Source organism: Endozoicomonas atrinae (assembly GCF_001647025.1).
Lineage (GTDB): Bacteria > Pseudomonadota > Gammaproteobacteria > Pseudomonadales > Endozoicomonadaceae > Endozoicomonas > Endozoicomonas atrinae.
In genome coordinates this window covers 12,122-33,013 of sequence record NZ_LUKQ02000027.1, presented here as the reverse complement: position 1 = coordinate 33,013, position 20,892 = coordinate 12,122, and the positions used below count along the sequence as shown (strand labels likewise).

Below are 20,892 nucleotides of genomic sequence, written 5' to 3'. Positions count from 1 at the left end.
ACAAAACGGAATTCTTAGACCAATTTACTACCACCGCAGTAGGGCAGTCTATTCTCAGACAGCCTCCTTAAAACAAACTATCATCCATTAAGCGAAAAAGCATGGGGAAATAATAATGAGTAGACTTAAGGCGGCGGTGGTTCAGGTTTGCTCGGGTCTTATTGTTTCTGAAAATCTTGCTGAAATTGAACGTCTGTTGATGGCTTATCAACAAGAGCACGTAGATATTATTGTTTTGCCTGAATGTTTTGCCATGCTAGGAGGTTCTCAGGCTGAAGTGGCTTTGAAAGCTGATGATATAAGGGGGTGGATGTCGTCAATGGCAACAAAAATGGGTAGCTGGCTTGTAGGGGGGGCAGTGCCTATCCATGATAGTCGTGATGGGCGTAACCATGCTTCATGTCTGGTTTATAACCCTGAAGGGGATGAAATTGCCAGTTACAACAAAATGCATCTGTTTGATGTAGAGGTGTCTGATAGTAAAGGGCGGTATAGAGAATCGGATGATTTTATCCCCGGAGCAAGGCCAGAGCTGGTAGATATTGGCCAAGCAAAGGTTGGTCTTTCGATTTGTTATGATCTCCGTTTTCCCGAACTGTATCGCTGTCTGGTGGAGCAGGGAGCAACGATATTAACTGTACCTTCTGCCTTCACAAAAGTAACCGGTGAAGCGCATTGGGAAGTTCTACTAAGAGCCAGGGCTATCGAGAATCAGTGCTATGTTCTGGCAGCCAATCAGGCAGGAACCCATCCTGATGGTCGACAGACTTATGGGCACAGCATGATCATTTCACCCTGGGGGGATATTCTTGCCGAAGCCCCTGCTGAAGGGGCTGCGGTGATTGTTGCGGAGCTGGATCTGGGTGAGCTGGCGAGAGTGCGCCAGCAAATGCCCTGCTTAAACCACCGCAGACTGTAAATTAGTCAGTTGATGGCTTGTTGGCGATAATTGCCAGTGTATCCATCAATCGCTCCTGGGCATTGCGTCGACGCTGACTCCGAACTGGTCTGTTTTTCTCATATTCACCATCACTTTGCAGCTGCCAGCTTCGGGTATTGTCGGTGAGATAGTAGTCCAATTCTTTTTTGATCCGCGCTGCAAGTTTTGGATCCTCAATGGGGAAGCAGGTTTCGATACGCATATCCAAGTTTCGGATCATAGCATCAGCGCTTGAACAGTAGACCAATGCATCATCGTCACCATTTTCAAAATAGTAGACGCGGGTATGTTCAAGAAACCGCCCGACAATCGAGCGAACCCTGATATTCTCAGAGAGCCCCTCAATTCCAGGTCTCAGGCAGCAAATACCACGGACAATCAGATCAACCTCAACGCCAGCCTGAGAAGCTTTGAACAGCGCTTTTATAATATGGGACTCAGTGAGTGAGTTGATTTTGATAATGATGCGTGCAGGCTTACCTTCTTTTGCATTGTTCGTTTCCTGATTGATCAGATCAATCAGACTCTTTTTCAGCGTGAAAGGGGCATGAAAAAGTTTCCTGACACGAACCGCACGTCCCATACCGGTCAGCTGCTGGAAGATCTTATGAACATCGTTGGTTAGTATCTTGTCACAGGTCAGCAGGCTGTAATCGGTGTACAAGCGTGCATTACCAGCGTGATAGTTACCCGTACCGAGGTGGGCATAGCGTTGGATGTGCCGGCCTTCACGACGAACGATCAGCATCATCTTCGCATGGGTCTTATAACCTACCACGCCATATACGACGACGGCTCCTGCTTCCTGCAGACGACGGGCCAGAGCCAGGTTTTCCTCTTCATCAAACCGGGCACGGATTTCGACAACAACCGTCACCTCTTTACCCTGTCTAGCCGCTTCTACCAGAGCATCGACCATTTCAGAGTGAGCACCGGTTCGATACAGAGTCTGTCTAATGGCCAGAACATCAGGGTCTTTAGCTGCCTGACGGAGCATATCCACCACTGGCGTGAATGACTCAAAGGGGTGGTGGAGCAGGATGTCTTGTTTCGCCACCAGATCAAGTACGTTGTTGCTATGCTTGCGTTTACTGTGCAGGCCTTTTGGGTAGCCAGGAGTAAACGGAGGAAAGACCAGATCCGGTTTGTCATTGGTATCGCAGATGGACATCATGCGAGTCAGGTTTACCGGGCCACTGACCTGGTAAACCTCTTCATTGGTCAGGCCAAACTCATTGAGCAGGAAATCAACCAATGGTTGTGGGCAGTTGTCGGCTACCTCCAGTCGTACCGCTTTACCGTATCTACGGGAAAGCAGCTCACCCTGCAGTGCCTTGGCCAGGTCTTCAACCTCATCTTCAAGATCCAGGTCACTGTTACGGGTCAGTCGGAACTGATAACAGCCTTTGATATCCATGCCAGGGAACAGGTCACTGACATGGCGATGAATGATCGATGATAGAAAGACATAATCGTTTTCCCGTCCATCACAGATATCTTCGGGCAGTTTTACGATACGTGGCAATGAGCGTGGCGCAGGGATGATGGCCATACCGGTATCGCGGCCAAAAGCATCTTTTCCTTCCAGAGAGACAATAAAGCACAGCAGTTTGTTCGCCAGTCTTGGGAAAGGATGGGCAGGGTCCAGTCCAATTGGGCTGATGATGGGCATGACTTCATGGTAAAAGAAGCGCTTGATCCATGCCTGCTGTTTTTCGGTCAGCTCGTTGCGACGCAGAAAGCGAATACCCTCTTTCCTGAGAGAAGGTAACAGGCTTTCATTCAGTATCTGATACTGAAGCTCAACGTATTCTTTGGCCTTCTGGCTGATTTCTTTCAAGACCTGCTGTGGCCCCATACCATCCAGTCCCACCTGCTCACGGGAGAAATCGACCTGCTGCATCAGACCCGCGACACGGATCTCGAAATATTCATCAAGGTTGGAGCTGAAAATCAGCAGAAAACGGAAGCGCTCCAGCAAAGGGTATTCTTCGTTTAATGCCTGCTGTAAAACCCGGAAATTAAACGCCAGATGGCTGAGTTCACGATTGATGTAATAGTCAGGATTCTGATAATCACTTACTTTGGGGGCTTTACTAACCACGGATTCGGACAGCTCGGATGATTGGGCCTGGGTGTCTTGAACATCCGTATGTTGGGGATTATCCATATGACCTCTTCTCAGCAAAAATAGCAGAAACCTGACTGATGACGGGTTGTGTCTGGGCCTGGGGTTTGAGGTGCTACCAATGCCCGAAAACAGGCGACTCTCTGAGCGGCGAATAGAGGCAGGGAGAATGTCGCATTATTAATTTTATTCTAACAGAAATAAGAAAGACTATTCTCCCAGTATGAACGTTTACATATTTTTCAAAAGCTTGGCGGCATCTTTAGCAAAGTAGGTCAGAATGGCATCAGCTCCAGCCCTACGGAAGCACATCAGAGATTCCATCATGACTGCGTCGCCATTGAGCCAGCCATTGGCAGCAGCGGCCTTGTGCATGGCGTATTCACCACTGACCTGATAGGCAAAGACGGGCACCTTGAACTCATCCTTAACGCGACGAACGACATCCAGGTAAGGCATACCTGGTTTGACCATCACCATATCTGCGCCTTCTGCCAGGTCTGCAGCTACTTCGTGAAGTGCTTCATCACTATTGGCAAAGTCCATCTGGAAGCTGAACTTATTGCTTTTGCCAAGGTTACCGGCTGAGTCTACGGCATCCCGGAATGGACCGTAGTAGTTGGAGGCGTATTTGGCAGAGTAGGCCAGGATACGGGTATTGATATGGCCTTCCTCTTCCAGGCGTTGGCGGATGGCGCCAATCCGACCATCCATCATATCTGATGGGGCAACAATATCGGCGCCTGCTTCCGCGTGAGACAGGGCCTGACGGACAAGGGCTTCAACTGTTTCATCGTTAACCACATAACCGTCTTCATTGGTCAGGCCATCAAGGCCATGGGAGGTGAATGGATCCAGCGCAACATCGGTAATCACACCCAACTCCGGGAACTGGCTTTTCAATGCCCGAACGGCTCTCTGGGCAAGACCTTCCGGGTTCCAGGACTCTTCCGCCAGCTCGGATTTCTTTTCAGCGGGTGTGACCGGAAACAGCGCAATGGCTGGAATACCAAGTTCGACCAGTTCAGCGGCTTCTTCAAGGAGCAAATCAATGCTGAGGCGTTCAACGCCAGGCATGGAGGCAACCGATTGGCGCTGCTGATTACCGTCGACGATAAACAGTGGATAGATGAGGTTATCGACGGAAAGTTGACTTTCGCGCATCAGGCGACGGGAGAAGTCGTTGTAACGCATACGTCTCGGGCGGGCAGCAGGAAAAGGGCGCTGAATCATACTTCTTTATCCTTTTGAGGGTGTTAAACACAGCCCCGGTTTCTAATTTGACAATATGAGTGGCATTATACGGGAAAGAACGTATGAGTTTGCAGGAATTGTCGTGCCAAACGCATGTTTTTAGCTATGGGAAGGCGTTATGAATAAAAAGAAATGGCTTTTACTGGTAGTGCTTGCCATGGCGATTGGTGCATTTTATACACTGGACGGCCAGCAATACCTGACCCGTGATTTCTTTCAGGGACTTTATCGTGATGATCCAGTACTGACGGCTGCTGCTTTCTTTGCCATCTACGTGACAGTCACCGGCCTTTCACTTCCAGGAGCGGCGATACTTACGGTTGTGGCAGGCGCCATTTTTGGGCTGTTTCAGGGGCTGTTGCTGGTTTCTTTTGCCAGTACTCTGGGTGCCACCTTGGCTTTTCTGTTTTCAAGAACCCTATTAAGAGACTGGGTCGAGAAGAAGTTTTCGGGCTATCTGAACACCATCAACAAAGGTGTGAAAAAGGATGGTGCCTTCTATCTTGCAACGCTCAGGCTGATCCCGGCGGTTCCTTTCTTTGTCATTAATCTGGTTATGGGGCTGACCTCCATGCGGGTCTGGACATTCAGCTGGGTCAGCCAGTTGGGAATGCTCCCGGGAACCGCTGTTTATGTGAATGCCGGTGCTCAGCTTGGGCTGGTGGAGGAACTCTCTCTTAAAGGGATTTTAACGCCACCATTGATCACTTCATTTGTTCTTTTAGGTATTTTTCCATGGATTGCCAGAATGGTGATGGAGTGGCTGAGACGTCGCCGTTTGTACAGTGGCTACAGCCGGCCAGCACAGTTTGATAATAACCTGACGGTCATTGGTGCTGGTTCCGCTGGACTGGTCAGCAGTTATATTGCTGCAGCGGTTAAGGCCAAGGTATCACTTATTGAAAAGCATAAAATGGGTGGTGATTGTCTGAATACCGGCTGTGTGCCCAGTAAAGCCTTGATTCGTTCTGCCAAAATGGCTCATTACCTTAAGCGGGCTGATGAGTTTGGTATTGATCATGTGTCTGGAGAAGTCAATTTCTCAAAGGTGATGGAGCGGGTTCAGGGGGTTGTTCGCAAGGTTGAACCCCACGATTCAGTAGAGCGCTATTCCGGCCTGGGCGTTGACTGTATCAGCGGCTCTGCTCATCTGGTCAGCCCCTGGGAAGTGGAGGTCGCCGGTAAAAGAATCACGTCCAGAAATATCATTATCGCCAGTGGTGGTCGTCCCTATGTTCCACCCCTGGCTGGCCTTGATAAAGTCGAATACTACACATCGGACACGATCTGGGAGTTACGAAAGAAACCGGGCCGGATGCTGGTGATTGGTGGTGGGCCTATTGGCTGCGAGCTGACTCAGGCCTTTACCAGACTGGGTGTTCAGGTCATTCAGGTAGATCACGGAACCCGGCTATTGCATCGTGAAGATGAAGATGTCTCGAAACTGGTGATGGACCAGTTTATTCAAGATGGGGTCGACTTGAGGCTGAAACACGAAGCTCGTTCTTTCCAGAAGTTTCTTGATCCCGACACTGGAGAAGAGCGTCAGTTTCTTGAAGCCGGTTTTAAAGGCCAGAAAGTGGAAATTGACTTTGATGTTGCCCTCTTTGCCACGGGACGACAAGCTAATACGTCAAATCTTGGCCTTGAAACACTGGGCATTGAGCTAACCGAGCCGGGGACCATTGAGGTTAACGACTACATGCAGACCCGCTACCCCAATATTTATGCCTGCGGTGATGTAGCAGGACCTTACCAGTTTACCCATACAGCGGCACATCAGGCCTGGTATTGTGCCGTGAATGCTTTGTTTGGTCGTTTCAAAAAGTTCAAGGTGGATTATTCGGTGATCCCCTGGTGCACATTTACCGACCCAGAAGTGGCCAGAGTTGGCCTCAATGAGCAGGAAGCTCACGAGCAGGGAATTACCTATGAAGTGACCAAATACGGCATTGATGACCTGGATCGAGCCATTGCCGATGAAGAAGCCCGGGGCTTTGTGAAAGTGCTGACTGTGCCCGGAAAGGATAAGATCCTGGGAGTCACCATTGTGGGCTATCACGCTGGGGAGCTGATAGCTGAGTACATCAGCGCCATGAAGCACGGTCTGGGTCTAAATAATATTCTGGGAACCATCCATATCTATCCAACACTGAGCGAAGCCAACAAATATGCTGCCGGTGAGTGGAAAAAAGCCCATGCCCCCCAGGGGATATTGTCTCTTGTGGAAAAATACCACGCATGGATGCGCCATTGACTATCCTTAAAGGGTCATAATAGGCATAAGGATGTTTAATGAGCGACCCGGACCCGTCTGATGGTGGCCCGATAGAGGATCCGATAAAGGATCCTGCAAAGAGACCAGTAGATAACAGCCCGCATTTAGAGCCGGCTGCCATCAGCGAAGATAAGAAAATCTTCAAAGAGCTGAAAAAAATCCTCAAAAATCGAAGCGTTATGTTGGCTGAGCCTTCTTCCCGAAAGAGTCTCAAGACCAATAACAAGAGCTTTAGAGCCAGAATTAAAAACTTCCTGCCAACTTCCATCTATAAGATGGTCACTCGTCTCAAACCCATTCATAAACAGAAAAAGATTGGAGCGATGATTGCCCTGGTTCAGCAGAAGAATCAAATGGCATGGCAGCGTCTGGGAGAAGGTAAGGCAGAGGGAGCCGGCGATCAGGAGTTGCGAAAGCTGCAGCTGGAGTGTGAGCAGTCCCAGCTCTGGCTGGATCTTCTGGAGGGCAGAGGGCAGTCAAAGGTTACCGAGGATCGGGCACGGGTTGTGGACTGTCTAAAAGACTGCGTCGCTGCAGAAGAGGTCAGTGATTTCAAGCTGGCTGATGGAGCTTACGTTAGAGCCGTTCATGACTTGAAGTTATCGATCATTCATGAAAATGACCTGAAAATTGAACTGCAGACTCCCAAAGCTTCGTCTCCTCTGGCAGGAGAGTTGAAGCAATTTGAGAAAATGCTGGTGGATGAAGCATCGGCTCTGGAGGCTTATCGACTCTATGGGCAGAATCGCCAGTTATGAGTCTGAAGTTTTCTGGTCAGGATGAAGAAGCAACCACAACGATAAAAAACACCAGGCAATGAGACCTGTTGTTGATCCAGCTGTTGAGTGAGAGCAGCTGGAAGAGCTCTGTGTTTTTGTATTCAAGGATGAGGTTTGGCCTCAGCAGCGTCTGGGGCTAAAGCATATAAGGTTGGCTTGGCAATACCACTGGTTTGCAGAACAAGCAGTGAAATAGCCCCGCTGACTATCACGAACTGCCAGGTCCAGTCTGGTATCTGACCAATCCATATCCCATTGGATACAAAAATGGTTGCCCCAGAAAGTACAAAGCGTATGGCTTCAATCACTATCAGTCCGGTGAACTTTTCCAGTAACCAGCCAATACCGATCAGGTTCAGAGCAAGAACAATTGTCCAGAGTACATTGAAGCCATAAGGCGTGTTGTGGCTGATGGCCATCAATACGGTGGTTGCCATTACAAGAATGGCAAAGTGGGTCAATGAATAGACTTTCAGACCCTGGCTGGCTTTCGGGTTATAGTTCTCATAGACATGAATATCCGGCATCTTCATCGGTGAAGAGACATCTGCAGGTCGATAGCCTGTGCGTCTGAACCAGAGAGTGAGTTTGTCTTTCCAGCTTTTGGTTTTTACAGCATCCCTGAACATTTCTGTATAAAGATGAAGGTTTGCCCAGACCGGGTTCCAGCTTCTCAGGGGTTTTAAAGTGCCGTAGCGAATGGGCTCATAGCTTTCATCCTCTTCAATAAATGTACCGAACAGGCGATCCCAGATAATAAATACTCCACCATAATTTTTATCAAGATACTTCCGGTTTTTTGCATGGTGAACCCTGTGATTTGAGGGGGTAACAAAGAACAGCTCAAACCATCCCAGCTTTGGAATATGGCGGGTATGCACCCAGTATTGATAAAGCAGATTAATCAGGCTTACCGTTAAAAAGACATGGGGAGGAATGCCAAGAATGGCCATGGGAACGTAGAAAACCCAGGAGAAAAGAAAGCCTGTGCTGGTCTGGCGCAGAGCAGTCGTCAGGTTATATTCCTCACTCTGGTGATGCACTGAGTGGGCGGCCCAGAGAAGATTGATCTCATGCCCTTTTCGGTGGTTCCAGTAATAGAAGAAGTCCTGCAATACAAATCCTAGAGCCCATACCCATAAGGCGTTGCCATCCAATGAAAAGAGCGCTGCATAATGATAAATAAGGGTGTAGATACCTAATTTGAAGATGACGCCGGTGGTGACATTAAGCATCCCGGTACTCAGGCTGTTTATGGCATCGTTAATTCGATAATAATCTTTCTTGCGAATGATGGTGACGATGATTTCAATAAAAATCATCAGAAAGAAGGTTGGTATGGCATACACAATCGGGTTCATCGGGAGCCTTGGTTATTATTTTTATGCTCTTATTTCTAACATGTAGTCAGGTAAGAAATAAATGCTTGTTTTGAACTCCAATGTTTCTCTGTTGTCCACTGTTTTCTAAACACAAGCAAAATGTACTCTATATGCCTGTAGAACGACCATCATTCTTTACTACACCTTTCCCTCCAAGGGATTCATCCAGTAATGAAAGCTTGCAAAGGCATGGGATAAAACGGCAAAGAGGATGGTCGGAAAGCGATACGTGTCCACAAAAAAAATCACACGAGGCTGCATTGTGGGAGCGAAGAGGGGTAATTGTTAAGCCTGAATTAGTATGTTCGTTTAATCAAGCAGACTGCGAAACTTTGATACCTCGTCTTGCTATGGCAGTGGAATTAAAGCTGTCAACAATGGAATTCTCTCGATATAGTAGCCCTGTTGTTTCTGAAAATGGCTTACTTCATTTATACAATGTCCAAGGTGAGCCTGATGCTGATAATCAAATATTTGTCCACTCGCTGATTCCAGAAAAGAATACTGATGATATTGCAGAAGATTTTTGTGCTGATTTTTGGAAATCTGTTGCTGCTCAGGGTATTAAGAACGTTATTGCCTTTGCAGATGCTCCTGAAAGGCCTAAATATATGCCGCCAGAAGGGAATGCTAAATTCCAGCTTACCTCTTTGCCGCTCAATAAAGGGGATTCCAGAAGCTTCAAAAATGGCTATCAAGTCAAAGTAATAAGTATAGAGCAGCTTAACGATATTCAGTCGATCGTAGCGGGAAGGCCTGTAACTCCGAAACCCTTTTCAGAACAAGAACCTGCCGTTGAACAGGAAACTATCATTGCAAGAGCAGTTACTCTTGAGTTGACTCCTCCAAAATCGAATAATAGTGCTGATAGCAGAGAAACATTTCAGGTGACTGTTGATCAAATTTTTTGCTGGTCTGAGCATGTTCGATTAGAACACGAGATATCCGAAAGAATTGTCAGCCGTTTTGGCTCTGAAAATACACAAGTTCATTGTGAAGGTGGAACCAACAGAAGCCCCGCTGCTGTATTGATGTATCAGCTTTCTGCAAAATCTGGCTTAACGGAAGCTAATGTACTGGACAAGATTGCAGAGGGAGTGCATGACATTCGATGTAAGTGTCATAACCGCAACGCCATCAACAGGCCTACGATAGAAACGATTATTAGTTTTGTTCTTAAAAATTCAAACATTAATATGGATAATATTCGTGTCGAAGTGGAACCCGTGACAGCTCCATCTACCTCAAGCTCAAGCATTTGGACTTTTGATGTAGAGGAATCAGCAGTAACAAAGGTTACAGTTAATGGATAAGCTTCAACAGAAGCCCTTCTTCGAGTAGAGCTCTTCTCACAAGAGTAAAGCCTCCATACCATGGACTGTCATAAAGTTTCGAATAAACGACCTTGGTTTCCAGGTTTTCATTTACTGAAACCGTCTGTGTTTTCAGACAGTGTTTGATTACGGGATGGATAATGTTGGAAGCTCCACAGATCTCACCGGCAAGAACTACCCGGTCTGGCCTCAGCAAGTTGACACTCATGGCTATTGCTCTGCCGAGATTACCCGCAGCCTCTTTCAACAGGTCATTTGCCAGTTGATCCCCATCGTTAGCGGCATTGCAGATTGCAGTGATATCTGCCTTTTTTGTCAGTGTGCTCGGAACTCCCGATTCAAGCAGTTTATGGCAGCGCTTTTCGATAGCGGGGTTACAGACCAGTGTTTCCAGACAGCCAAAGTTACCGCAGTAACAACGTTCTCCAAGTGGGTCGATCTGAATATGTCCAATCTCTCCGACGGCCAGAGTACTGCCCTCGTAGAGTTTTCCATCCAGAATCATGCCTGCACCGACACCGTTATGGACGCTGACAAAGAGACTGTTTTTAAACCCACGGCTGACACCAAAGTGATGCTCGGCCAGCGCCATGGAGGATATAAAGTTATTGATAAAGCAGGGAATCCCCAGTGCGTCAGAAACCTGCTCTGCTAGAGGGAGGTTGCTGACAGAAAGGTGAGGCATAAAGGTAATAATACCTTTTGCTGAATTGACCAGACCGGGTGTTGTTATCCCAACACCGGCAAGGCAATGAATATGCTTTTTATGTGTTTTGAGGAATTTTCTGAGTGTTGAAATCAGCTGCTCAGTAAATTCAACCTGATTCAAAGGCTGAATAGGTTCTGAGTATTTAGCCAGCAGCTTTCCGGAGAGGTCACACAATCCCAGGTGAAGCTTGGTTCTTCCTGCTCTTGCAGCAAGAATCTGGATCTGTCCCTGCCTGGGAGCCAGCGATGTAGCCCGACGACCTCTTTCAGAGGTTTGTTGTTCCTGCTCAACAATCAGACCTGCTTCCATCAGCTGTCGGGTGATACGGGTAACGCTACCGGCAGCCAAACGACATTGTCTTGCTATCTGGATTCTTGAGATGGAGCCGTGATCCACAATCGCTTTGTAGACCGCAGATATGTTCCGCTCTTTAACGAAGTCCAGATTGGCAATTACAGTAGTCATGAATCCTCATTCTCACGCTCTGGCAGGGGCGTAAAAGTTTTTTAACCACAGAGATCACAAAGGTCACTAAGGAAAGAAAAGATAATTTTTTCTTCATTTCTTTGTGCGCTTTGTGATCTCTGTGGTTCCCTCCTTTTAAGATCCTTTGAGGTTCTCTTAAATGTAGAGGCAGGGTTATTTTTTAAGCTTCAGCTCACCACCGCTGACAGTGCCATGCATGGTATAGCGGTCATCGAAAATAGCAAAGTTGGCAAATTGCCCCACCGCGATGCTTCCCATCTCATTGTCAACATGAATGGCTTTTGCTGCATTGACGGTAGCCATGCGAATCACAGCCTGAGGCTCAATCCCTTCACGAACACTATTGGCGACGGCTTCAATCATAGTGAGTGCGGAGCCGGCAAGCGTACCATCAGCATTGGAGCACTTACCATCTTTGTGATAGATGGTTTGTCCAGCGAAGACGAATGTTTCCATATCGGTACCAGCCGGTGTGGTTGCATCGGTCACCAGTACCAGACGGTCCTGCATCAGACGATGGGCAATGCGCAGGTTTTCCCATGACAGATGGAGACCATCCGCAATGATACCGGCTCCAATAGTGTGACTGTCGAAGATAGCACCGACAACACCAGGTTCACGGCTACCCAAGGGGCTCATGGCGTTATGCAGATGAGTGGCAAATGTGGCGCCCGCTTTTTCTGCAGCCTTGGCCTGTTCACAGGTGGCATTGGTGTGGCCAATGGAAACAATAATGCCCGCCTTGCTCAGCCTTTCAATCGTTCCTTCAGGGCAGACTTCCGGGGCCAGTGTCACCATGGCAATGACGTCGGCATTTTCGCAGAAGAAGTCGATCATTGCAGAGGATGGCTCACGGATATAGTCCGGATCGTGAATGCCTTTGCGCTGAAGATTCAGGTAAGGGCCTTCCAGATGAACACCGGGTACGCGGTCCGGGTGCATAGCCATGTATTCCCGGGTGACATTAACCGCTTGTCGCATATCTTCATCGCTGCTGGTAATCAGCGTAGGAAGAAATGCAGTACAGCCTGAGCGGAGGTTTGCCTCATGCATGATATCCAGCGTCTTGATGGAGATATCACTGTTAAATAGAACACCACCACAGCCGTTTAGTTGCAGGTCGATAAAGCCTGGGCTCAATGTCAGACCACCGAGATCGACCTTTTCAAGGCTGTTGGCACCAGCAACATCCTCTGCCTTGCCAATGGCCGAAATTCGGCCATTCTCTATAATGATGGTATCAATAGACGATTGCTCTGGATCACCGGTAAGTGGTTTGAAGTTGACCAGGGCATACGTCTTTTCCGGGCTGATGACTAGATCCGCAGACATATCAAAAGTCCTTGATGTTTTCAGACTCAATATCCTGAAAGTAGCGCAGAGTGCGAACTTTCAGGTCCAGAGTCGCAGGATCATCACAGATCATCATTGCTTTTGGGTGAAGCTGGAGGGCTGAGATTGTCCACATATGGTTGACTGATCCTTCAACCGTGGCCTGAACGGCACGGGATTTATCAGAACCAGTAGCCAGAATCATCAGCTCACGGGAATCCAGAACCGTTCCTACACCTACAGTAAGTGCCAGTTTTGGTACCTGACTGATGTCCTGATCAAAGAAGCGTGCGTTGGCTTCACGGGTTTCAGTGGTCAGAGTCTTCAGGCGGGTACGGGAGGATAGTGAAGAGCCGGGTTCATTAAATGCGATGTGCCCATCGTGTCCGACACCGCCCATGAACAGCTCAATGCCACCATAACCTTTAATCGCTTCTTCATAGCGCAGGCACTCGGCTTCCAGGTTTTCGGCATTGCCATCCAGGAAATTGATGTTTGCTGCCGGGATATCGACATGATCAAAGAAGTTACGGTGCATGAACATCCGGTAGCACTCAGGATGGTCAGCAGGCAGGCCAACGTATTCGTCCATATTGAAGGTAACAACATTGGCAAAGCTTACTTCCCCTTCCTTGTGCAGGCGAACCAGTTCCTGATAAGTCGGGATTGGTGTGCCGCCGGTAGGCAGGCCGAGTACAAAGGGGCGCTCAGGAGTCGGATTAAATGCCTTGATACGGCTGACAATGTATCGGGCAGCCCAACGACCAACTGCTGGCTTGTCTTTCAGAGGTATAAAGCGCATGTCGTAAACTCCATATGGAAGAGTAGCTGTGCTCGATCAGTCTGCTGGTAAGCTGACCGGTTGTCTCATCAGCGGTCTGAATTATTCAGTGTCGTGTAGTTTGAAGTATACGACCTGCAGTGCGTTCTGAGTGAGAATCCGGTAGCAGAATTTCGAATGGCTTCTCTAATCTGCTCAGGGGAACTGTGATGTTATTTATCATAGCTTATTTATTTTTCAATGAAAAATAAAGGCGGTTTACAATGTGCTCAACGGGTAGAAAATGTCTTCAAATGATGACCTGAGTCAACTTATTTGGGTTTTTTATTTTTTTTTGAAAAATAAATCAGTAAGATTTAACGGCACACAGATAGACACTCTCACTATAAAGAATTAATGGTTGATCAATCATGAACATCTTGGGTTACTTGCAGAAACTCGGTAAGGCGCTGATGCTGCCTATTGCCGTTCTTCCTGTCGCAGCCTTGCTGCTCCGTCTGGGCCAGCCTGATTTGCTGGATATTCCCTTTATGGCGCAGGCGGGTAACGCGATTTTCAGTAATCTGGCGCTGCTGTTCGCCATGGGTATTGCAGTAGGCCTGGCGGTTGATGGCGCCGGTGCTGCAGCGATCGCTGGTGCTGTTGGCTTTTTTATTCTGAAAGCAACGACGGCAACCATTAATCCTGACATCGATATGTCCTTCTTCGGCGGTATCATCAGCGGTATCGTTGCCGGTCATTCCTACAACCGTTTTCATGCGGTATCGCTGCCAGCGTATCTTGGCTTCTTCAGCGGCAAGCGTCTGGTACCGATCATGACCGGTCTGTTCATGCTGGCGATCGGTTGGGCCTGTGGCTATATCTGGCCTGCGATTCAAAATGGTATTGATGCTTTTGGTCACGGTGTTGCCGGATCTGGCCCGGTTGGTCAGTTTGTTTACGGTACCCTGAACCGTGGCCTGATTCCTTTTGGTCTTCATCACGTTCTGAACTCTTACTTCTGGTTTGGTCTGGGCGACTTTACCAATGCTGCCGGTGGCGTAGTCAACGGTGACCTGCATCGCTTCTTTGCTGGTGACCCAACTGCCGGAGTGTTCATGACCGGTTTCTTCCCTGTCATGATGTTCGGTCTGCCTGCTGCGGCTCTGGCCATGTACCTCACTGCTCATAAGAGCCGTCGTGCACAGGTTGGTGGTGTTCTTTTCTCTGTTGCCCTGACTGCATTCCTGACCGGTATTACTGAGCCTCTGGAATTCATGTTCATGTTCCTGGCTCCTGGTCTGTATGCCGCTCACGCTGTGCTGACTGGTGTTTCTCTGGTCGTTACCAATGCCATGGGCGTTCTGAGTGGCTTCGGCTTCTCCGCCGGTCTGTTTGACATGGTGCTAAACTGGGGTCTGGCAACTAACCCATGGACTCTGGTTGTTATTGGTCTGGCATTTGCTGCCATCTACTTCTGCGTTTTCTACTTCGCCATCAAGATGTTCAACCTGAAAACACCAGGTCGTGAAGATGAAGACGACAGTGCTGTGGAAGTCGAAGCATCCGTGTTGGACAAGCAGGGTATGAGCGACAACGCTTACCAGGCTCGTCAGTTCACCAAGGCGATCGGTGGTCTGGATAACGTAACCAACATCGATGCCTGTATTACCCGTCTGCGTCTGACCCTGAAAGACCCGTCTGTTGCTGATGAGAGTGTCATCAAGGCGCTGGGTGCCAGCGGCATGATTCGTGTAGGTGAGAAAAACCTGCAGATTATTCTTGGTCCACAGGCTGAAATCATCGCCGGTGAGATGAAGAAAATTGCGGCTACTGAAGATCTGAGTACTATCCAGTTACCTGGTCAGGCTCAGGAAGTAGCGGCGACTGTTTCTCATGGGACAGTGAAGAAAGAAGTGGAAGTAAAACCACTGGATAATGCTCTGTTTGCCCGTCAGTGCCTGAAGGTACTGGGTGGTCATCAGAACGTTACTCAGATTGATGCCTGCATCACTCGTCTGCGTCTGACTCTGAAAGACGCTTCCAGCGTCAGTGATGACAGCATTAAGGCTCTGGGTGCAACTGCGGTGGTACGTGTGGGTGAGAAGAACCTGCAAATCGTCGTTGGTCCTCAGGCTGAAATGATTGCTGATGAAATGAAAAAGATCCCGGTGACGGACGATCTTTCCAATGTTGAGGTTTCTGCATGACTCTCCTCAAAAATGAGGGCAAGCCTTGCCAACTGTCACTCGTTGCTCCTCTGTCTGGAATGCTGTTATCCATCGAGGAATCAGCTGACCCGGTATTTGCCGGCCGGTTGATAGGTGATGGTGTTGCGATAAACCCAACGGATTCTGTGGTACTGGCGCCTTGCGCCGGTACCATCAGTCAGCTGCATGATTCCAAGCATGCAGTGGCTATCAAGACAGATTCCGGCGTGGAAGTGTTGATCCATGTGGGTATTGATACTGTTGTTCTGCGTGGTGAAGGCTTTGAGACAAACGTCAAAATAGGCGACAAAGTGTCTGTTGGTCAGGAGTTGCTGTCTTTTGATCCCGAGTTTGTGGGAGCCAAGGCAGCCAGTCTGCAGACAGCAATGATGATCACGACCGGTGAAACCGGTGTGGTTGTTAACCCCCGTACAGAAGTAAAAGCGGGGCAGGATACCGTATTTGCGATTGGTGCTGAGCCTGAAAAGCAAATGTCGACCGAAAGCAAATACAGCCGTCAGGACAGCATTACCCTGACAGAAGATTTTGTGTTGAAGAACCCTCTGGGTCTTCATGCACGTCCTTCTGCCACGCTGATTCAGATCATCAAACGCTTCAATTCTGAAGTGATGATTCTGAATAAAGACAATGGTAAAGAAAGCAAGGCCAACAGTCTGACTGCGCTTATGGGGCTGCAGACGGTGCTGGGTTCTAACCTGCAAATCACCGTTACCGGCCCTGATGCCAAAGACGCAATGGAAGCGATTCTTGATGGTTTCCGAAGTGGTCTTGGTGAGGAGGTTTCCGATGTTCTTCCAAGCGCTGATGAAGCGATGGAAGAAGAAGCGCCACTGCTTGGACCGGTAGAAGGCTCCGATGGTCGTTTACCTGGTGTCAAAGCTGCGCCGGGTATGGCCATTGGTAAGCTGCATCACCTGATTCACGAACTGCCAGACTACCCTGAAGAGGGTGTAGGTGTCAGCGACGAACTGGGCCAGCTTGGCTACGGTATCCAGAAGGCTCAGGAATCCCTGCAGCAGCTGGTTACCAAAATGGAAGCGGATCACGTTGGTGGTCATGCTGAAGTCTTTGTTGCCCATCAGCAGCTGCTGGAAGATCCTGCCATCAGTGAACGTGCCCGTGAGCTGATTGAATCTGGCAAGAGCGCCATGTGGGCCTGGCACAGAAGTTTTCTGGCAGAAGCAGATGAAATGCGCAAGCTGGATAACCCGATGCTGGCGGCCCGTGCCATTGATGTAGAAGACGTTGGTCTTCGGGTTCTGCGCTACCTGATGGGTGTTGAGGGTGGTACTGATCAGCTGCCTGAAAATACGATTCTCTGCCTGGAAGACATCACGCCTTCTGAAGTGGTGACACTGGATCGCAAGCGGGTTATCGGTATCGTTACCCTGCATGGCGGTGCTACTTCCCATGCTGCCATTCTTGCTGGTTCGCTGAATATTCCTTACCTGGTCAACGTACCGGCCAGCGTTCGTCAGTACGAGAACGGTACCGATGTAATCCTTAATACCAACAAGGGTTACATGCTGGTGAATCCTACTCAGGAAGAGATCGCCAGAACGGTTGCCCGCCAGGAGCGTGCTGCAGCTGAGCATGAGGCTGCGCTGAAAGTGGCTGACCAGCCTGCAGTGACTCTGGATGGTCATCATGTTGAGATCGCTGCCAATATCGCCAACCAGGATGACGCTGAAAAAGCGGTCAAAATGGGGGCGGAAGCGGTTGGTCTGCTGCGTTCCGAGTTCCTTTATATGGAGCGTGCTACCGAGCCATCCATGGATGAGCAGGTAAAAGCCTATGAAGGTATTCTGGGTGCTATGGGTAAAGATCGTCCGGTCATTATCCGTACTCTGGACGTAGGTGGTGACAAGCCTCTGGCATATCTGCCGCTGCCAAGGGAAGAGAACCCATTCCTGGGTGAACGTGGTGTCCGTATCGGTATTAACCGTCCAACCATGTTGCGTAAGCAGGTTCGTGCAATCCTGAAAGCTGCTCATGCCGGTCATGCCCGTATCATGTTCCCGATGATCAGCTCTCTGGATGAATTCCGCGCTGTGAAAAAGCTGGTGCTGGAAGAGCAGGAGAAGGCTGGTGTAACCGTAGAAGTGGGTATCATGATTGAAGTGCCTTCTGCTGCGCTGCTGGCCGATCATTTCGCCAAAGAAGTGGACTTCTTCTCTATTGGTACCAATGACCTGACTCAGTACACACTGGCCGTTGACCGTGGTCATCCAAAACTGGCTGCCCGTGTTGACGGTCTTCACCCTGCCGTATTGCGCCTGATTGATATGACGGTGAAAGCAGCTAATAAAGAAGGTAAGTGGACGGGAATCTGCGGAAGCCTGGCCAGTGACCCGAATGCAGTGCCCATTCTGGTCGGCCTGGGTGTTCAGGAGCTGTCCATCAGCGTGCCGGCAATTCCGGTGGTTAAGGCCCGTGTTCGCAGCCTGAACTATGAGCAGTGTCAGAGCCTGGCTCGTGAAGCACTGACGCTTGATTCAGTAGAAGACGTAAGACGTTTGACTGCCTGATTGCAGATAACGGTCTTTCTGAAAGCCCCGTGGCCTTGGTCATGGGGCTTTTTTATTGCCCTCTGTAATATGAAGATTTCTCCCCTGATCCGTAATTACCCTATAAGTCATAGGGCTTTGATCCAGATCATCCGTTGGCTAATAGATATCCAATTATGATGCCCGCTATTTGGTCGTCGGCACTTTTTTGTTCACACCTTTATGTCTGCAGGGAGGCAGAAATTGATAATTGTCTGAGCAGTCTGTGATCACGACCATGGTTAATGATGGGCTTGCGACGGCGATATCGATGAAAGAGATTGTGGATAAGGCACTTGCTTCCACCGTGAAGCGAAGAACGTTTATGAAGTGGGGAACCGCTGCAGGCAGCGCAGCTGTGGTTGCTGCCAATACACTGCCTCTGAAGGCCTCAGCATCTTCTGCTGTAGAGACTGCGTCGGCTGAAGAGATCAAGTCAGTCTGGTCTGCCTGTACGGTAAACTGTGGCTCCCGCTGCGCACTGCGTCATCAGGTAAAAGATGGCGTTATCATCCATACCGAAACCGATAACACCGGTGAAGATGTCTATGGTGACCACCAGGTTCGTGCCTGTCTCCGTGGCCGTTCTTTCCGTAAGCGCGTCTACAACCCTGACCGTCTGAAATACCCGATGAAACGTGTGGGTAAGCGTGGTGAAGGTCGATTTGAGCGCATCAGCTGGGATGAAGCGTTTGACACCATTGCTGACAACCTCAAGCGCATCAAAAAAGAATATGGCAATGAAGCCATTTACCTCAACTATTGCACTGGCACGTTGGGAGGCACGGTTTCCAAGTCCTGGCCGCCTGCGGCAACACCAATTGCCCGTCTGATGAACTGCTGGGGTGGTTATCTTAATCACTACGGTGATTACAGTACTGCTCAGATTGCTATCAGCCTGCCGTATATGTTTGGTGGTAGCTGGGTTGGTAATAACTGTACTTCCGACCTGGTTAATACACGACTGGTGGTCAATTTCGGTAATAACCCGGCAGAAACCCGTATGAGCGGTGGCGGTGTTATTTATCACCTGGCTGAAGCCCGTAAGCGTAGTAATGCACGCATGATCACCTTTGATCCGCGCATGACGGATACGACCCTGGGAGCCAATGATGAGTGGGTTCCTCTGCGCCCGGGCACCGATGCCGCGCTGGTAGCAGGTATGGCGTGGGTGATGATTACCGAAAATCTGGTAGATAACGACTTTCTGAGCAAGTACACCGTCGGCTACGATGAAAGTTCTCTGCCTGCCAGTGCACCGAAAGGCTCTTCCTGGAAATCCTATATTCTGGGCCAAGGCAAAGACGGTGTTGAAAAGACCCCTCAGTGGGCTGCAAAAATTACCTCTGTACCTGCAGAAACCATCATTCGTCTGGCGCGCGAAATCGCCATGACCAAACCCTGTAACATCATGCAGGGTTGGGGACTTCAGCGTACTGCCAATGGTGAGCAGGCCAGTCGTGCCATCTGTATGCTGGCTGTGATGACTGGCAATGTGGGTCTTCCTGGTGGTGGTACTGGTGCCCGTGAAGGCAGTTACTCCATGCCGTTTGCTGCATTCCCGACCCTGAGTAACCCGGTTAATACATCCATCCCCATGTTCCTGTGGACTGATGCCATCACCCGTCATGATGAGATGACTGACAAGACTGATGGTATTCGTGGTGCTGAACGCCTGAGTCAGCCAATTAAGTTTATCTGGAACTATGCGGGCAACTGCATCATCAACCAGCATGCGGATACCAACCGCACCCATGAGATTCTGCAGGATGACAGCAAGTGCGAAATGATTGTGGTCATTGATAACCACATGACGGCCAGTGCCCGCTATGCCGATATTCTGCTGCCTGACCTGACCGCAGCAGAACAGCCTGATTTTGCCCCGAATGGTTCCTGCGGAAATATGGGTTACACCATCTTCTGTGATACGGCGGTTGAGCCTTTGTATGAGTGCCGCTCTGTGTACGACATGTGTACTGGCATTGCCAAGCGTCTGGGCGTTGAGCAGGCATATACTGAAGGTCGTGATCAGGAGGCCTGGCTGCGTCATATCTATGGGGAATCCCAAAAGATGAACCCTGAGCTGGGTGATCTGGATTTTGATGCCTTCCGTGAAATGGGCATCGTCAAACAGAAGAATCCGGGTGAGCCTCATGTGGAGTTCCGTGCTTTCCGTGAAAATCCGGAAGCTAACCCACTGGCGACGCCTTCTGGAAAGATTGAGATTTATTCTGAGCGTCTTGCTGATATCGCTTCCAGCTGGGTGTTGGGTGAGAGCGATATTATCCGGGCACTGCCAGAATACGCTTCTTCCTGGGAAGGACATGAAGCAGAGCATGCTGAACAGTATCCGCTGCAGATGTTTGGTTTCCACTTTAAAGCCCGTACTCACTCCACTTATGGCAACGTGGATGTGCTGCGCGAAACCAACCGGCAGGAAGTGTGGATCAACCCTGTAGATGCCCAGAAGCGCAATATCAAAGACGGTGAAATGCTGAAGGTCTGGAATGACCGTGGTGAGATCCGTGTTGCTGCGAAAGTAACCGAGCGCATCATGCCAGGCGTCGTCGCTATGGGGCAGGGCAGCTGGTACGCACCAGACCGAAAAGGTGTGGATCGTGGAGCATGTATGAATACCTTGACGACCCAGCGCCCATCACCACTGGCCAAGGGAAATCCCCAGCACAGTAATCTGGTTGAAATTGCCAAGGCATAACAGGATAGGAATAAAGT

The 20,892-nt window shown here is 49.3% G+C and carries 13 protein-coding genes; 7 read left to right on the top strand and 6 right to left on the bottom strand.

Annotated elements, in window-relative coordinates:
- Nucleotides 1–115: 115 nt before the first annotated feature.
- Nucleotides 116–919, top strand: a complete 804-nt coding sequence (locus AK963_RS05840; protein WP_066014528.1) for a carbon-nitrogen hydrolase family protein — start codon at nt 116–118, stop codon at nt 917–919.
- Between the two features lies 1 nt (nt 920).
- On the opposite strand, the gene ppk1 is transcribed toward AK963_RS05840, so the two are convergent.
- Both ppk1 and hemB read right to left on the bottom strand, forming a co-directional pair.
- A complete protein-coding gene (gene ppk1, locus AK963_RS05835) occupies nt 921–3,110 on the bottom strand; it encodes a polyphosphate kinase 1 (RefSeq protein ID WP_066014527.1) in 2,190 nt (729 codons plus the stop codon).
- A gap of 189 nt (nt 3,111–3,299) precedes the next feature.
- Nucleotides 3,300–4,301 carry a porphobilinogen synthase gene (gene hemB / locus AK963_RS05830; protein WP_066014526.1) on the bottom strand — a complete coding sequence of 334 codons (1,002 nt, stop codon included), beginning with the start codon at nt 4,299–4,301 and terminating at the stop codon, nt 3,300–3,302.
- 139 nt (nt 4,302–4,440) lie between these two features.
- On the opposite strand from hemB, the gene AK963_RS05825 reads away from it, so the two are divergent.
- Together AK963_RS05825 and AK963_RS05820 are read left to right on the top strand one after the other, a co-directional pair.
- Complete coding sequence (locus AK963_RS05825) at nt 4,441–6,579, top strand: FAD-dependent oxidoreductase (RefSeq protein ID WP_066014525.1); 2,139 nt, start codon at nt 4,441–4,443, stop codon at nt 6,577–6,579.
- 38 nt (nt 6,580–6,617) lie between these two features.
- The gene (locus AK963_RS05820; RefSeq protein ID WP_066014524.1) at nt 6,618–7,358 is read left to right on the top strand and encodes a hypothetical protein; all 741 of its coding nucleotides are present in this window, start codon (nt 6,618–6,620) and stop codon (nt 7,356–7,358) included.
- 122 nt (nt 7,359–7,480) lie between these two features.
- Here AK963_RS05820 and AK963_RS05815 read toward each other — a convergent pair whose 3' ends face one another.
- Nucleotides 7,481–8,740, bottom strand: coding sequence for a sterol desaturase family protein (locus AK963_RS05815; RefSeq protein ID WP_066014523.1), 1,260 nt, complete (start codon nt 8,738–8,740; stop codon nt 7,481–7,483).
- Between the two features lie 131 nt (nt 8,741–8,871).
- Between AK963_RS05815 and AK963_RS05810 the strand changes: the two genes are divergently transcribed.
- Nucleotides 8,872–10,074, top strand: a complete 1,203-nt coding sequence (locus AK963_RS05810) for a hypothetical protein (protein ID WP_139117265.1) — start codon at nt 8,872–8,874, stop codon at nt 10,072–10,074.
- Here AK963_RS05810 and AK963_RS05805 read toward each other — a convergent pair.
- From AK963_RS05805 to nagB, 3 genes are all read right to left on the bottom strand, one after another.
- Nucleotides 10,064–11,269, bottom strand: coding sequence for an ROK family protein (locus tag AK963_RS05805; RefSeq protein WP_066014521.1), 1,206 nt, complete (start codon nt 11,267–11,269; stop codon nt 10,064–10,066). The two genes, AK963_RS05810 and AK963_RS05805, sit on opposite strands and share 11 nt — an antisense overlap.
- Before the next feature lie 174 nt (nt 11,270–11,443).
- The gene (gene nagA, locus AK963_RS05800; RefSeq protein WP_066014520.1) at nt 11,444–12,622 is read right to left on the bottom strand and encodes an N-acetylglucosamine-6-phosphate deacetylase; all 1,179 of its coding nucleotides are present in this window, start codon (nt 12,620–12,622) and stop codon (nt 11,444–11,446) included.
- Nucleotide 12,623: 1 nt separating this feature from the next.
- Nucleotides 12,624–13,424 carry a glucosamine-6-phosphate deaminase gene (gene nagB, locus AK963_RS05795; RefSeq protein ID WP_066014519.1) on the bottom strand — a complete coding sequence of 267 codons (801 nt, stop codon included), beginning with the start codon at nt 13,422–13,424 and terminating at the stop codon, nt 12,624–12,626.
- 389 nt (nt 13,425–13,813) lie between these two features.
- On the opposite strand from nagB, the gene nagE reads away from it, so the two are divergent.
- The 3 genes from nagE to AK963_RS05780 all read left to right on the top strand — a co-directional run bounded on the left by nagE (nt 13,814) and on the right by AK963_RS05780 (nt 20,875).
- Nucleotides 13,814–15,592, top strand: a complete 1,779-nt coding sequence (gene nagE, locus AK963_RS05790; protein ID WP_066014518.1) for an N-acetylglucosamine-specific PTS transporter subunit IIBC — start codon at nt 13,814–13,816, stop codon at nt 15,590–15,592.
- Complete coding sequence (ptsP, locus tag AK963_RS05785) at nt 15,589–18,141, top strand: phosphoenolpyruvate--protein phosphotransferase (RefSeq protein ID WP_066014517.1); 2,553 nt, start codon at nt 15,589–15,591, stop codon at nt 18,139–18,141. The genes nagE and ptsP overlap by 4 nt, the downstream gene beginning before the upstream one ends.
- 229 nt (nt 18,142–18,370) lie before the next feature.
- Nucleotides 18,371–20,875, top strand: coding sequence for a DMSO/selenate family reductase complex A subunit (locus tag AK963_RS05780; RefSeq protein WP_238593650.1), 2,505 nt, complete (start codon nt 18,371–18,373; stop codon nt 20,873–20,875).
- The last annotated feature ends 17 nt before the right edge of the window (nt 20,876–20,892 follow it).